14 protein-coding genes are annotated in these 14,345 nt (G+C 65.4%); 12 read left to right on the top strand and 2 right to left on the bottom strand.

What is annotated here, in order from left to right:
* Positions 1 to 15: 15 nt before the first annotated feature.
* The gene (locus AAG612_RS04015; RefSeq protein WP_342507451.1) at positions 16 to 429 is read right to left on the bottom strand and encodes a holin family protein; all 414 of its coding nucleotides are present in this window, start codon (positions 427 to 429) and stop codon (positions 16 to 18) included.
* Between the two features lie 128 nt (positions 430 to 557).
* Here AAG612_RS04015 and AAG612_RS04010 point away from each other — a divergent pair, with 128 nt between their 5' ends.
* The 12 genes from AAG612_RS04010 to AAG612_RS03955 all read left to right on the top strand — a co-directional run bounded on the left by AAG612_RS04010 (position 558) and on the right by AAG612_RS03955 (position 13,526).
* Positions 558 to 1,016 (top strand): MaoC family dehydratase, encoded by a 459-nt coding sequence (locus AAG612_RS04010; protein ID WP_342507448.1) that lies wholly within the window; start codon positions 558 to 560, stop codon positions 1,014 to 1,016.
* A 212-nt stretch (positions 1,017 to 1,228) separates the two neighbouring features.
* Positions 1,229 to 1,552 (top strand): hypothetical protein, encoded by a 324-nt coding sequence (locus AAG612_RS04005; protein WP_342507445.1) that lies wholly within the window; start codon positions 1,229 to 1,231, stop codon positions 1,550 to 1,552.
* A gap of 151 nt (positions 1,553 to 1,703) precedes the next feature.
* Positions 1,704 to 2,372 (top strand): lytic transglycosylase domain-containing protein, encoded by a 669-nt coding sequence (locus AAG612_RS04000; protein ID WP_342507443.1) that lies wholly within the window; start codon positions 1,704 to 1,706, stop codon positions 2,370 to 2,372.
* 4 nt (positions 2,373 to 2,376) lie between these two features.
* Complete coding sequence (locus AAG612_RS03995) at positions 2,377 to 2,685, top strand: TrbC/VirB2 family type IV secretion system protein (protein ID WP_342507441.1); 309 nt, start codon at positions 2,377 to 2,379, stop codon at positions 2,683 to 2,685.
* A 24-nt stretch (positions 2,686 to 2,709) separates the two neighbouring features.
* Complete coding sequence (locus AAG612_RS03990) at positions 2,710 to 2,994, top strand: VirB3 family type IV secretion system protein (RefSeq protein ID WP_342507439.1); 285 nt, start codon at positions 2,710 to 2,712, stop codon at positions 2,992 to 2,994.
* 28 nt (positions 2,995 to 3,022) lie between these two features.
* Positions 3,023 to 5,452, top strand: a complete 2,430-nt coding sequence (locus AAG612_RS03985; RefSeq protein ID WP_342507437.1) for a VirB4 family type IV secretion/conjugal transfer ATPase — start codon at positions 3,023 to 3,025, stop codon at positions 5,450 to 5,452.
* On the top strand, positions 5,449 to 6,666 hold the full coding sequence (locus AAG612_RS03980; RefSeq protein WP_342507435.1) for a TrbL/VirB6 family protein: 1,218 nt from the start codon (positions 5,449 to 5,451) through the stop codon (positions 6,664 to 6,666). Before AAG612_RS03985 ends, AAG612_RS03980 begins: the two co-directional genes overlap by 4 nt.
* Positions 6,663 to 7,442 (top strand): TrbG/VirB9 family P-type conjugative transfer protein, encoded by a 780-nt coding sequence (locus AAG612_RS03975; protein ID WP_342507433.1) that lies wholly within the window; start codon positions 6,663 to 6,665, stop codon positions 7,440 to 7,442. The genes AAG612_RS03980 and AAG612_RS03975 overlap by 4 nt, the downstream gene beginning before the upstream one ends.
* A gap of 38 nt (positions 7,443 to 7,480) precedes the next feature.
* On the top strand, positions 7,481 to 8,623 hold the full coding sequence (locus AAG612_RS03970; protein ID WP_342507432.1) for a TrbI/VirB10 family protein: 1,143 nt from the start codon (positions 7,481 to 7,483) through the stop codon (positions 8,621 to 8,623).
* 33 nt (positions 8,624 to 8,656) lie between these two features.
* The gene (gene virB11, locus AAG612_RS03965; RefSeq protein WP_425341838.1) at positions 8,657 to 9,694 is read left to right on the top strand and encodes a P-type DNA transfer ATPase VirB11; all 1,038 of its coding nucleotides are present in this window, start codon (positions 8,657 to 8,659) and stop codon (positions 9,692 to 9,694) included.
* Between the two features lie 122 nt (positions 9,695 to 9,816).
* Positions 9,817 to 11,967, top strand: a complete 2,151-nt coding sequence (locus tag AAG612_RS03960; protein WP_342507428.1) for an RNA degradosome polyphosphate kinase — start codon at positions 9,817 to 9,819, stop codon at positions 11,965 to 11,967.
* On the top strand, positions 11,967 to 13,526 hold the full coding sequence (locus AAG612_RS03955) for a Ppx/GppA phosphatase family protein (RefSeq protein ID WP_342507426.1): 1,560 nt from the start codon (positions 11,967 to 11,969) through the stop codon (positions 13,524 to 13,526). The genes AAG612_RS03960 and AAG612_RS03955 overlap by 1 nt, the downstream gene beginning before the upstream one ends.
* A 2-nt stretch (positions 13,527 to 13,528) precedes the next feature.
* On the opposite strand, the gene AAG612_RS03950 is transcribed toward AAG612_RS03955, so the two are convergent.
* Entirely contained in the window at positions 13,529 to 14,320 is a 792-nt protein-coding gene (locus AAG612_RS03950; protein ID WP_342507423.1) for a queuosine precursor transporter, read from the bottom strand.
* Positions 14,321 to 14,345 lie beyond the last annotated feature (25 nt).

Here is a 14,345-nt window from a genome sequence, read left to right as displayed (position 1 = left end):
CTTGAAACCTAGAGCCTACCGTTCCACCCCCTTGACCTTCCCCCATTGGCGCGCGGCGGTGTAGCCGAGGTAGCCGGTGCCGAAGAGCGCGTAGAGTTCCTCCGGCAGGCCGCGCAGGTAGGCCGTCATCCCGTTGCCGATGTTCACCGCCATGCGCGCATCGAAAGCAGAGAGCACGCCCATCGGCAGCGCGAACAGGATCATCGCATACATCACGTAGAGGAAGCTGGGCCTTGCGCGGCTGGTCCACGGGTCGGCGGACTGCGCCTCTGCCACGATCGCAGCCATCCGCGCCTCGATCTGCTTGAGTTCATGGGAACCCTCCAGCGCGAGCAGCTCGAGCTTGGCTTTCGCGCGCGCTTCCTTGTCGGGAATGATCTTGTCGACGATCGAGGCGAGGGGGCCGATCAGGCTTTCGATGAGGGGCATGGGGAAAGGCTCCGGTCTGATGGAGCCGAGTCCAGTAACCACCTCTTGGCGAGTAGGAAAATGGTTTGCGCGCTCACAGCCCATGGCTAGGCCCGCGACAAAGGCTCACAAACGCAGGAGAGATGCACATGGCCGGGATCTGGTTCGACGATATGGAAGTGGGGCAGGTGATCGACCACCCGATCCGCCGCACGGTGACCGAGACGGACAATGTCATGTTCACCTGCATGACCCACAATCCGGCGCAACTGCATTTGGATGAGGAGTACATGAAGGGCACCGAGTTCGGCACCCGGATCGTCAATTCGTGCTTCACGCTGTCGGTGATGGTCGGCATCTCGGTCAACGACACGACGCTGGGCACGGCCGTCGCCAACCTGGGGTGGGACGAGGTGCGTTTTCCGAAGCCGCTCTTCCATGGAGACACGATCAATATCCAGACCGAGATCGTGGCCCTGCGCGAGAGCAAGTCACGCCCCGAAGCGGGGATCGTCACCTTCGAACATCGCGCCTTCAACCAGCACGGCGATCTGGTCGCGAGCTGCAAGCGCAGCGGATTGCAGAAGAAGCGTCCTGCGGACGCCTGACTCTCATCTCTGGCAGGGCGGGCAGTGCGGCGCGCGGGTACGTGCGCCGCGCTTTGTTACAGTGCTATATCGGTCAGCAAATGGCCGCAATGCCAGAGAAACCGGGGCGTCGGCGCAATCCCTACGTGACTCATATATTACAATATTACAGATTTGTTGCAATCTTGGGGCTGAAGTGCATAATCCACTCCTGAAAGACAGGAGAGTGGAACATGATGATTCAGGCAATGATCGCCAGTGCAATGATGTTGCAGAGCCCGCAGATGGCCACGCAGGATCAAATGCAGCCGGTGGCGCAGGTCAAGACGGAGACCGATCCCGCGAAGCTGCTCAATCTCGGTGTCGAACTGGCCATTGCGGGTGAGACCGAGGCAGCCCGGGTCGCTTTCGAGAAGGTTCGCGCAATGCGCGTGGATTACACGCTGGAAACGACCGACGGACGCTTCGTCTATCCGGCGGATCTCGCCCGTGACGGTTTGAAGATGCTCGAAAACGGTGATTTCGCGGCCCGCCGGGACAAGATCGCCAGCCGCTGATCGGCGCGCCGCGCCGGCAGTTTCGGCCTTAAATGGCGGGTCCGTTGCAGCGGCAAGCCGTTGCGAAATCGAGATAACGAGCGGGAACCATCCAGTCGCTTGTCACTGCGCTGTCATGTATGATGCGCAAGGCGACAGGACGGAGGGCTCGATGATTCTCGGGACATCTGGTCGGCTCGCGATATTCGCGATGCTGACCCTGCTTACGGCCCCTGCGCGGGCCGACGTTATGGAAATCTCGGAGGATGGCGCGCGCTGGATCGCGGGCCATCGGGTAGGCATGCCCGCCGCAGGTCTTGAGCTGACCGCGGCGCAGTCTGCCGCGCTCCGCAGTCTGGACGCGCAGATCGTCTCGCTGGATGGAAAGCAGGCGGTCGAGGGGTTGCCCGCGATCGTCACCACCGATCCGCGCCTGACCGCGCGCGGCGTCCCCGCACATTACCAGGCCAAGGTCGCAGAGCTTTCGGCCCGGTTCGATCTTAGCCCCAGCCTGATCGAAGCGCTGGTGTGGCAGGAAAGCCGCTGGCGTGAAAACGCCGTGTCGCCGGTAGGAGCCCGTGGTCTGGCGCAGCTGATGCCGGGCACCGCGCGCGACCTTGGCGTCGACCCGAAAGATCCCTTCGCCAATCTGGAGGGCGGGGCGCGTTACCTGCGCGAACAGCTCGACCGGTTCGACGGCGATCTCGAAAAAGCACTCGCAGCCTATAATGCCGGCCCCGGGCGCGTCATTCGCGCCAATGGCGTGCCGCGCATCCGCGAGACGCAAGCCTATGTGGCGGCCATCATGGGCCGTCTCGCCAATCATTCCCGGAACGACTAAAGGTATGAAAATGAAACTGCTTTCTCGCATTGCGGCACTGTTCGCGCTGGTTTCGCCCAGCGTGGCTCTGGCGCAGGTGCAGCAGACCGACCCGGCGGGCTCGGGCCCGATCGTCAACGCGCTGGCATGGCTGCAGGGCACGCTGCTGGGCAATGTCGCCACGATGGTCGCGGTGATGGCGGTTGCTGCGGTCGGCTTCATGATGCTGACCGGCCGGATGAACTGGCGCTTCGGGGCGACCGTGATCATCGGCGTGTTCATCCTGTTTGGCGCGGCCTCGATCGTTTCGGGCATCCAGGCCGCCGCAGGCTAGGGCAGGGGAGCGAGGGCACCCATCATGGATCAACTTGTCCGCCACCCGGTTCACCGCGCGTTGACCCGCCCGCAGATGTTCGGGGGAGTGACGCTCAACTATTTCATCATCAATATCGGTGTGACGACCGAGGTTTTCCTTATCACCGGTAGCTGGCTGGCATTGCCCGTCGCTGCTGTGATGCACGGCATCGGATACTTCGCCTGCATGCGCGAACCGCGGATCTTCGATCTGTGGATCACCAAGGTCAGCAAATGCCCGCGCATCAAGAATTACAAGCGGTGGGGCTGCAACAGCTACGCGGCTTGAGAGCAAGCCGACCTAGGAGGGTCGACGCATGAGCAAATGGAAAGGAGCCGCTGCCTGGAGCGCGAAGGAAGCCCGCGTCGGCGACCGGCTGCCTTTTGCGCGCCTGGTGGACGAGAACACGCTGCTGCTGCGCGACGGATCGCTGCTGACTGCGATCCAGGTGCCCGGCCTGCTGTTCGAGACCGAGGATACCGACGCGCTCAACGCCCATGCCGCGACGCGCGAGGTGATGCTGCGCTCGACGCTCGATAGCCGCTTCGTGATGTATCACCACGTCATCCGGCGGCGGGTCGAGGTGGAGCTGGACGCCGAGTTCACCGACCCGCTCGCACGTCATATCGATGCGCGGTGGAAGGAGCGGCTGGGCTCGGGATCGCTGTTCATCAACGACCAGTTCGTCACGCTCATCCGCCGCCCCGCTCGCGGCAAGGCGGGCTGGGTCGAGAAGGCGAGCAAGGCGCTTAACAGCCGCAAGAAGGACGCGGTCGAGGTCGATCCGAAAGACCTGCGCTCGCTTCGCGCCGCTGCGACAGGCCTCGTCGCCTCGCTGCAACCCTACGGCGCGGAGATGCTCGGCGATTACACCGGGCCCAAAGGCTATGTGAATTCCGAGATTCTCGAGCTGCTCTCCGCGCTCTATAACGGCGAGATGCGGCCCGTGCGCCGCCCGGCCGAGGATCGCGATATCGGCCACATGCTGCCTTATCGCAGGGCGAGTTTCGGGATCGACGCGATGGAGCTGCGTGGCAGCGGCGACCCCGATTTCGCCGCGATGCTCAGCCTGAAAGACTATCCCGACGCGACCAGTCCGGGCCTGCTCGATAGCCTCCTGCGGCTGCCCTACGAAATGGTCGTTTCGGAAAGCTACGCCCCGGCGGAGCGGACCACCGCGCGCGAGCGGATGGATCTGGCGATCCGGCGTCTGCGCTCGGTCGACGAGGAAGCGCAGGCAGAGCGCAACGACATGATGGCCGCGCGCGATGCACTGGGCAACGGCACGGTCGGCTTCGGCGATCACCACCTCAGCGTGCTGGTGCGCGAGCGCACGCTGCCCCGGCTCGACGATGCGACCGCCGCGTGCTCCGCCGCACTCGCGGACACCGGCGCGATCGTGGTGCGCGAGGATACCAATCTGGAGCCCGCCTTTTGGGCGCAGTTCCCCGGCAATGAGCAATATATCGTGCGCCGCGCGATGATCTCTTCCGCCAATATGGCAAGCTTCGGTTCGCTGCACGGCTTCGCGCTCGGCCAAGCCGAGGGCAACCACTGGGGTGAGGCGGTGACGCTGCTGGAGACGACCAGCGCGACGCCGTTTTTCTTCAACTTCCACAACGGCGATCTGGGCAATTTTTCGGTCATCGGCCCGTCGGGTTCGGGCAAGACCGTGGTGATGAACTTCCTCGCCGCGCAGGCGCAGAAGTTCAGCCCCCGCACGATCCTGTTCGACAAGGACCGCGGTGCGGAGCTGTTCGTGCGCGGGATCGGCGGGCGCTACGACCGGATCTATGCGGGCGAACCCAGCGGCTTCAATCCGCTTTCGCTGCCAGACAATCCGGCAAACCGCGCCTTCCTGCGCGATTGGCTCGGCGTGCTCCTCAAGGCCGAAGGGCCCGAGGAATTGCAGACCGTCAGCCACGCGGTCGATGCGGCTTACGAGAACGATGCGAGCCTGCGCCGGTTGCGCAATTTCCGCGAACTGCTCAGCGGCACGCGTCGGCCCGAGGCGGGCGACCTCGCCGATCGCCTGTCCGCCTGGATTCACGGCGGCGAGCATGCCTGGCTGTTCGACAACGAGACCGACGAGCTCGATCTGGAGCGCAAGACGCTCGGCTTCGACATGACCGCGCTGCTCGAAAACCCGCGCCTGCGCACGCCGACGATGATGTATCTGTTCCACCGGATCGAGGAGCGGCTCGACGGCGAGCCGACCATGATCCTGATCGACGAAGGCTGGAAGGCGCTCGACGATGAGGTCTTCGCCGCGCGCATTCGCGACTGGCTCAAGACGCTCCGCAAACGCAACGCGCTGGTCGGGTTCGCCACGCAGAGCGCGCGCGATGCGCTGGAAAGCCGCATCTCCACCGCGCTGGTCGAACAGACCGCGACGATGGTGTTCATGCCCAACAGCCGCGCGCGGCCCGAGGATTACTGCGACGGCTTCGGCCTCACCAGCCACGAGCTCGCGCTGATCCGCACGCTGCCGGCGCACAGCCGCTGCTTCCTCGTCCGGCAGCCCGATGCGAGTGTGGTGGTGCGGCTGGACCTCTCGAATGCGCCAGAGGTACTCACGATCCTGTCGGGTCGCGAAAGCAGCGTGCGCCGGCTCGACCTGCTGCGCGAGGCGGTGGGTGACGATCCCGCCGACTGGTTCCCCGCGCTCACCGGCCATGCCTGGCCGGGCGGCACCCGGGATGATCCTGACGCCAGCGTGCTGCCGTTCAAGCTGGCCGCCGAATGACGCCTTCGGGAACCTGCGATCTGGCGATGTCCGAAGCCGCGGGCGGTATTGCCGCTGCGCTGGAAGCGGTGAACTGCGTCGCCGCCGAAGTAACCGGCGCGACTTTCGGGCGGCTGTTCGCCCCCGGCGGCATTCTGGTGACCGCGCTGACCATCATCCTGACGCTGTATGTCGCGTTCTTTGCGATCAACCTGCTGACGGGCCGTTCGGTGCTGGGTGTACGTGCGCTCACCCCGCGCATGCTGACGCTGGGTCTGGTGCTGACCTTCGCGACCAGCTGGGTCGCCTACCAGTCGGTCGTATGGGGCGTGTTCGTCGACGGTCCGGACTGGCTGGCGAGCGCGCTGACCGGCGACAGCGGCTCTGCCACGCAGACTTTCGCGACCAAGGTCGATGTGGTGTTCGCCGCCGTGCAGCAGGCATCTGCCGGACAGACCGATATCGAGACCTTCTCGCCCGCCGGGATGCTGTGGATGGGCGCGCTGCTGTTCATGCTCGGCACGGTCGGGCTGCTGGTGACCGCCCGTATCGCGCTCGCCCTGCTGGTGGCACTGGGGCCGATCTTCGTCGTGCTGGCACTGTTCGAAGGGACGCGCGGGCTTTTTACCGGCTGGCTCAAGGGCCTGACGATGATGGCGCTGACACCACTCTTTGCGGTGCTGGGCGGATCGATCATGCTCGAAATGTCGGTCCCGATCCTCGCCGCGCTGACCGCGATTCCCGGCGAAATTCCGGCCCGCGCCGCGATGGCTTTTTTCATGATTGGCGCGGTCCATGTCGCGTTGATGGTGATGGTGCTCAAGGTGGTCGGCACGATGGTCGGCGGCTGGACCGTATTCGGCCTCGCCAATGGCGAGCAGGACGCAGCGCGCAGCGGTTCGAGCATGCCTGCCCCGGCGCCCGCACCCCCCGCTGCCAATCCCTATAACAGCGCGCACACCGCTCAGTCCGCCCAGTCGAGCGCCGCGCGCCGCACCGCCGTGGTTGCCGCGACCCCGCCCAGGGCCGCGAACGACTCCGGCGGTGGCGCAGGCTCCGGCGGTTCCTCGGCCACCGGCGGCGTGCGCGTGACCAAGGTCTATGCGACCTCTTCAGGCAACGGACAGGGTGCCGAAACTAGCAAGGCGGCCTCGCGCACGAGCGGCCTCGGCAGCCGGTTCAAGAGTGCATCGGGCAATTCCATCGGGGCACGCCAGACGGAGAAAATGAAATGATTCGCGCGCGACTGACAGCGCTCGCCTGCCTTGCGACCATGCTCGCCAGCCCCGCGCTTGCGCAGGATCCGCGCCTCGTCGAACGGCTCTACGATCCGGACGAGGTCGTGGTCATCCAGGGTAAGACCAAGGTCCAGGCGACGATCGAATTCGGCGACGGCGAGTCGATCGAGAATGTCGCCATCGGCGATTCCAACGCATGGCAGGTCACCCCCAACCAGCGCGCCAACCTGCTGTTCGTGAAGCCGCTGGAGCCGAGCGCGCAGACCAACATGACGGTGGTCACCAACCGGCACACCTATTTCTTCGATCTGGTGGCAAGTCCGCGTGCCAAGCCGATGTATGTCCTGCGTTTCACCTATCCCGAGCCTCCGCCCGAAGAGGTCGACGAGCAGCTTGCCGAGAGCGCCGCTGGCGAAGCCAATGCGCTCGAACTGGCGGCAGCGACCGATCCGCTCGCGGTGATCGATCCGGCGTTGCTCAATTTCAAATGGGCTGCCGAAGGGGAGAGCGAATTGCGCCCCGACGAGATCTATGACGACGGTCGCTCGACATACCTGCGCTGGAACGAAGACCGTCCCGTGCCCGCGATCCTGATCGAGAATTACGAGGGCGAGGAAGGCCCGGTCAATTCGACCGTGCGCGGCGATACGGTGATTGTCGACGGCGTGCCCAGGCAGATTATCCTTCGCTCGGGTCGCGAAAAGGCAATACTGGTGAACAATGGTCCGGTTCGCGCCACTGCGGCGAGCGGACCGGTCAGCGGCGGCCGCTAGGCACGCCAACAAGGGAAGCGAAGATTATGCGCCTCGCGATGAAAATGCCGCCCAGGAAAGGCGATGGTCAAGGCAACGCCGCCAATGACGCGCGCGACGACGACCCGCGCGAAAGCGAGAGCGCCGAGGTCATCGATCTCGCCAGCCGCAGCGCCTTCCCGGCGGTCGCGAACAAGAAGAGCGGCGGCGACACGATGGGGATGGTCGCAGGGATCGCGATCGTCGCCGGGCTCGGCCTCGTGACGCTGTGGAGCATGAGCAGCGCGCGCCTTTCGCCCGAGGAAGCCGCGCCCGCCACCGCTTCTGTCGCGGCCCGCGATACCAGCCCCGCACAGATCACCGTTGACCCGGCACCCGTTGCCCCGGCCGCGAACGCACCCCAGCAACCGGTCTTCCGGACCGACCCGGCGCCGTCGCCGGTCTATTCGAACAACCCCAATATGGCGCCGGGCACCGCTGCGAACCCCTATAACAGCCCCTCGCTGGTCTTCGATGCCACCGGCAAGGCGGTTGCCTCCGTGCCCGCCGCTGCGCTGCCCGAAGGCGCCGCACCCGGGACGGCTGGCGCTACGACCGGCAGCTCGGCGGGCGATTTTGCCGCGCGCGTGGGCGGGGTCGGTGGCGGTCCGGCGCAGGCCACCGCGATGACCAACCCTTCGACGACGATAACGCAGGGCACGCTGATCCCTGCGGTTCTCGAAACCGCGATCGACACCGATGTCCCGGGATATGTGCGTGCGGTCGTGAGCCAGGACGTGAAGAGCTTCGACGGCAAGAACGTGCTGGTTCCGCGCTCCAGCCGGCTGATCGGTCAGTACCAGTCGGGCCTGCAAGCAGGGCAGAAGCGCGCCTATGTGATCTGGACCCGCGTGATCCGCCCCGACGGCGTCAGCGTGAACCTGCAATCGCCCGGAGTCGGGTTCGACGGTAAGACGGGCCTGCCCGGCGATGTCGACAGCCGTTTTTTCCAGCGCTTCGGATCGGCGATGCTGCTGTCGGTCGTCGGCGGGCTATCCGCCATCGGCACCGGCGGCGCGTCGGTCGTGATCGGTGGTGGTGGGCAGGCGGCGGCGGCTGCGGCGGCGCAGCAGGACGGCCAGCTTGGCCCTGTGGTGCGCGTGCGGGCCGGTGAACCGATCCGCGTATTCGTATCGCGCGACCTCGGCTTTTCGGGCCTCTAGGCGGCGCGCTTGGCCGACGCCGAACCGCAGACCATGGGTGCAGACGTCCAACCCCTGAAGCCGACCGAACCGCGCAGCCCGCAGGTGCAAACCGATTCGACGGGCCGCAGCGTCTATCTCGAAGCCTATCTGGCGCCGTTCCGTCAGTGGCTCGACCGTGACACGGTGACCGAGATCATCGTCAATCGCCCCGGCGAGGTGTGGGTCGAGGATGCGGCGCAGCCCGGTGGCATGCAGCGGATCGAGACCGACGCGATTACCGATATTCTCGTGCAGCGACTGGCCGAACAGGTCGCTCGCGTCAGCCATCAGGGTATCAATCGCGAGCATCCGCTGCTCGGCGCGACGCTGCCCGACGGCGCGCGCGTACAGTTCTGCGGCCCGCCCGCGAGCCGTAGGCACTGGGTCATGGCGATCCGTCGCCACCGGCGGCTGGACCTGCCGCTCGACGCCTATGACACCGGCCCGCTCAAGAAGCAGGCCGCGCCCGCCATGCCCGACCCGCAGGCAGAGCCGATCGCGTTCCTGCGCGAGGCGATACTGCAGCGCCAGACGATCCTGATCTCTGGCGGCACCAGCACCGGCAAGACCACCTTCCTCAATGCGATGCTCGGCGAAATCCCGAAGGACCAGCGCGTGGTGCTGGTCGAGGATACGCCCGAGCTGAAGCTGCCCGGCGAGAACGGCGTGGGGCTGGTCGCGGTGAAGGGCGAACTGGGCGAGGCCAAGGTGACCGCCAACGAGCTGCTCCAGGCCGCGCTTCGCCTACGGCCCGACCGGATCGTGCTGGGCGAGTTGCGCGGGGAAGAAAGCGTCAGCTTCCTGCGCGCAATCAACACCGGCCACCCGGGCAGCTTCTCCACCGTGCACGCCAACTCGCTGCATGGCGCGCTGGAGCAATTGTCGCTGATGGTCATGCAGACCGGCATCGGGCTCAGCCGCAAGGATATCATCGCCTATGCTGCCAGTGTGATCGACGTGATGGTCCAGCTGGGCCGGGGCTCGGACGGTAAGCGCGGCATAGCGGAAATCGCCCGCACATCGGACCTGATGAAATCGGAAGAATGGTAGCCGACGAGCGCCAAATCGGGGTGGCAAGGCTGCGCACCCCGCGATAATGACGGCCCCGATACCGCGCCGCGCGTCTGCGCGGACCCGTATAGTCCCGTAAGAGAGCCAGAGCCCGCAGCACGATGCCATCTCCGCTGAGCGCCAGTCCGAACCGCGAATCGAGCGCGCGCTTTTTCAATCGCGAGCTTAGCTGGCTGGCCTTCAACGACCGGGTTCTCGCCGAGGCCTGCAATACCGATTATCCCTTGCTGGAGCGGCTGCGCTTTCTTTCCATCTCGGGCAGCAACCTCGACGAGTTCATGATGATCCGCGTCGCGGGGCTCGTGGGCCAGGTCCAGCGCGGGATCGACAAGCCGTCGGCCGACGGGCTGACGCCCGCGCAGCAGCTCGCCGAAATCCGCACCCGGCTCGCGCGGTTGAGCGAGGTCCAGCAGACCACGCTGCGCGACCTGCGCGAAATGCTGGCCGACAGCGGCATTCACATGGCCGACGATCGGCGGATCGACCGCGAGGCGCACGAGTGGCTGCGCCAGCATTTCCTCGACGAGATCATGCCGGTCATCACTCCGCAGGCGCTAGACCCTGCGCATCCGTTCCCCTTCATCGCCAACGAAGGACTGGGCGTGCTGTTCACCGTGCGGCGATCGGATCTGCGGTCGGGCGAAGCGGAAGAACTGGTCGAGATGGTCCTGATCCCCTCAGCCCTGCCGCGCTTCCTGCGCGTGCCCGGCGAGGAGGCTATCTATATCGGGATCGAGAACCTGATCACCCGCTTTGCCGAGCATCTGTTTCCCGGTTTCGAGATGCAGGGCAGCGGCGTGTTCCGCGTGCTGCGCGACAGCGATATCGAGATCGAGGAAGAGGCGGAGGATCTGGTCCGCACCTTCCGCAGCGCGATCCAGCGGCGGCGGCGTGGGCAGGTGATCCAGCTGGAGCTGGAGGAAGAGTTCGATGCAACCGCCGAGGCGCTGCTGCGCGAGCGGCTGGCGACACCCGGTGCCTCCTTCGTCAAGATCGACGGGATGCTGGGCATGGCAGGGCTCGCCGATATCGTGAAAGAGGATAGGCCGGACCTCAAGTTCGATGCCTATTCGCCGCGCTACCCGGAGCGCATTCGCGAGCATGATGGCGACTGCTTTGCCGCGATCCGCGAAAAAGACATCATCATCCACCACCCGTACGAGAGTTTCGACGTAGTGGTCGACTTCATCCGCCAGGCCGCCAACGACCGGCACGTGGTCGCGATCAAGCAGGCGCTCTACCGCGCGGGCACCCAGTCCGAGGTGGTCGAGGCGCTGGTCGAAGCGGCGGAAAACGGCAAGTCCGTGACCGCCGTGGTCGAGCTTAAGGCCCGCTTCGACGAGGAGCAGAACCTCTACTGGGCGAACAAGCTGGAGCGTGCCGGCGTTCAGGTAATCTACGGCTTCGTCGACTGGAAGACGCACGCCAAGGTCGCGATGGTCGTCCGGCGCGAGGAAGAGGGGTTCCGCACCTACTGCCACTTCGGCACCGGCAACTACCACCCGATCACCGCCAAGATTTACACCGATCTCAGCTATTTCACCGCCGACCCGCGGCTGGGGCGCGATGCGGCCAAGCTGTTCAACTTCGTCACCGGCTACGTCGAGCCGCATGAGACGGAGCTGATCGCGATCAGCCCGATCGACCTGCGCGAAACGCTGTATGCGAAGATCGACGCGGAGGCCGATGCTGCGAGGCAGGGAAGGCCTTCGGGCATCTGGGCCAAGCTCAACCAGCTCACCGATGTGGGCATGATCGAACGGTTATATGCCGCGAGCGAGGCGGGGGTCGAAATCCAGCTGGTGGTGCGCGGCATCTGCAATCTGCGCCCCGGAGTGCCCGGCATGTCCGAGAACATCCGGGTCAAATCGATCATCGGCCGCTTTCTGGAGCACAGCCGCATCTATGCCTTCGCCAATGGCGCGCCGATCCCTGGCGAACAGACGCAGGTGTATATTTCCAGCGCCGACATGATGGAACGCAATCTCGACCGGCGAGTCGAACAACTGGTGCCTATCGAGAACCAGACCGTGCATGACCAGGTGTTGCAGCAGGTGCTGCTCGCCAACCTGCTCGACAACGAGCGGAGCTGGATTTTGCAACCCGATGGCACGTACGAGCGGGCCGAGCCGAGTGAGAAATCCTTCAACTGCCACCGCTATTTCATGACCAACCCGTCGCTCTCCGGGCGCGGCGGCGCACTGGAGGCTGGCGGTGTGCCCAAACTGGCATTGCGGAAAGGATCGGTCTGATGGGGCGCAAGAAGAACAGCGATCGCGGGCGTATCGCGGGGCTCGAACCGCTCGGCGCGATTATCGACATCGGCTCCAACACCGTCCGCCTCGTCATCTATGGCGGGCCGCCGCGTGCGCCTAGCATCCTGTTCAACGAAAAGGTCACCGCACGGCTGGGTAGCGAACTCGACGCAAGCGGGCGGCTTGCCGATGCATCGATCGACATGGCGATGGCCGGGCTGAAACGTTTCGCGTTGATCCTCGCCGATCTGGGCGTTTCGAAGGTCGATACCGTGGCGACGGCGGCCGTGCGCGATGCGAAGAACGGCAAGGATTTCCTCGCCCGGGTCACGTCGCTCGGGTTGGAGCCGCGCCTGCTGAGTGGTCTCGACGAAGCGACCATCAGTGCGCAGGGCACTCTCGGTGCATTCCCCGAAGCGCGCGGCATCGTCGCCGATCTGGGCGGGGGCAGCCTCGAACTGGTTCCGATTGGCGACCGGGCCGTGGGCGACGGGTGCAGCATTCCCGCAGGCACACTGCGGCTGGCGAGCATTGGCGGTGGCGATCTGGGCAAGCTGCGCGACAAGCTGAAGAAGATGGTTGCCAAAGAGGCACCCGCGATGGGGCTGCCCGAGGGCGAGACCGGCGATCTCTACCTCGTCGGCGGAACGTGGCGCGCGCTGGCCTCCTTCGCCCACACGCAGGCCGATTTCCCCTTGTCCGACCCGCACGCCTTCGCCTTGACGCGCGAGGAAGCTGCAGACCTGGTCAAAACGCTCGGCAAGAGCGATGTCGATGCGATTAAGGCGGCGCCGCGCGTACCCTCTTCGCGTGCCGAATCGCTGCCCGAGGCGGCGCAGCTCCTGCATGTGCTGCTCAAGCATTACGATCCCGCCCGGATCGTCGTATCTGCGTGGGGCTTGCGCGAAGGCCTGATGATGCGGCGGCTGGACCAGTACCAGAAGGCACAGGACCCGCTGCTTGCGGGCACTATCGACTTCGCCGAGAGTCGCGGCGCCTCGCCCATGCATGCGACCCGCATTGCCGGGTGGACGGTCGACACGGTTGCCTCGGAGCGTCCGGGGGCGGAGCGTTTGCGGCTGGCTGCGATCCTGCTCGGCATGGCGGCGATGCAGACCGAGCCGAACCTGCGCGTAGGGCAAGGGGTGGGCTGGGCGCTGCACAAGCGCTGGATCGCCGTCTCTCCCGAAGGGCGCGCGATGATTGCGGCTGCGATCTGCGCCAATTCGAACAATCTCGATCTGCCGGAATCGCTGCGAGCGCTAGCGTCGAAAGAAGCGCTGGAAGAGGGCGTGACCTGGGGGCTGGGCCTGCGCCTCGCCCGGCGGCTGGGCGCAGGCTCGGCGCGCTCGCTCGACGCGACGCGACTGACCCGCGAGAAGAAGTCGCTCGTCCTCACGCTCGCCAAGAGCCACGCCGCGCTCTACGCACAGCCAACCGAACGCGACCTCAAGATGCTCGCCGATCACCTGGGACTGGAGCCGGAGATGCGGGTGATGGGCGAGAAGAAACTGCCGGAGAAAGGCGAGGTCGAGCTGGCGCTGCCGGAAAGGTAGCGTTAGCGCGCGCCCGTTCGGTCGGAAGCCCGCTTTTCGGTCGCGAAGGGCGAGAAATCGGTGTCCGTATCGAAAATCTCGACCCCTTCGGCACGCTTCAGTCCGTTGACGACGGCGTAGGTGACGGGGGTGAGCACCGCCTCCCAGAAAATCTTCAGCAGCCAGTTGGTGATCATCACGATGATCACGTCGCGTGTTTCCCAGATGCCGAGAAAGGCGATCGGGTAGAACAGCAGGCTGTCGACGCCCTGACCGACCACGGTCGATCCGATGGTGCGGCTCCACAACGCACGGCCGCGTGTCCAGATCTTCATCTTCGCCATGGCGAAGGAATTGACGAACTCTCCCGCCCAGAAGGCGACGATGGATGCCAGCACGATCCGGGGCACGAGGCCGAAGACCTGTTCGTACGCGTCCTGCCCGGTCCAGCTGTCGGCCGGGGGCAAGCCGACCACGACCCAGCTCATGAAGGCCATGAACACCAGCGCGGCAAAGCCGGTCCAGATCACGCGGCGGGCGCGGGCGTAGCCGTAGACCTCGGTCAAAACGTCACCGATCACGTAGCTGACCGGGAAAAACAGGATGCCCGCGCCATAGATGAAGACGCCGTCGGGTGCGGGCCACCAGCCATCGGGCCAGAAGGGCACGCTGACGAAGGTCAGCTTTGCCGCGCCGATGATATTGGAAAGGAGCAGGATGGTGACGAAGCCCGCCATCACGATGTCGTAGTATCGGAACTGGCGCGGTTCGGCCTTTGTTCCTGCCTCGGGCGCTGGAGCGGATGGGTCACTCATCACAATCGGCATAACCCTGTTTTGC

The organism is Citromicrobium bathyomarinum, from assembly GCF_038594605.1.
GTDB lineage: Bacteria > Pseudomonadota > Alphaproteobacteria > Sphingomonadales > Sphingomonadaceae > Alteriqipengyuania > Alteriqipengyuania bathyomarina_B.
The sequence above is the reverse complement of the archived record's forward strand: the minus strand, read 5'-3'. Positions and strand labels throughout refer to the sequence as shown.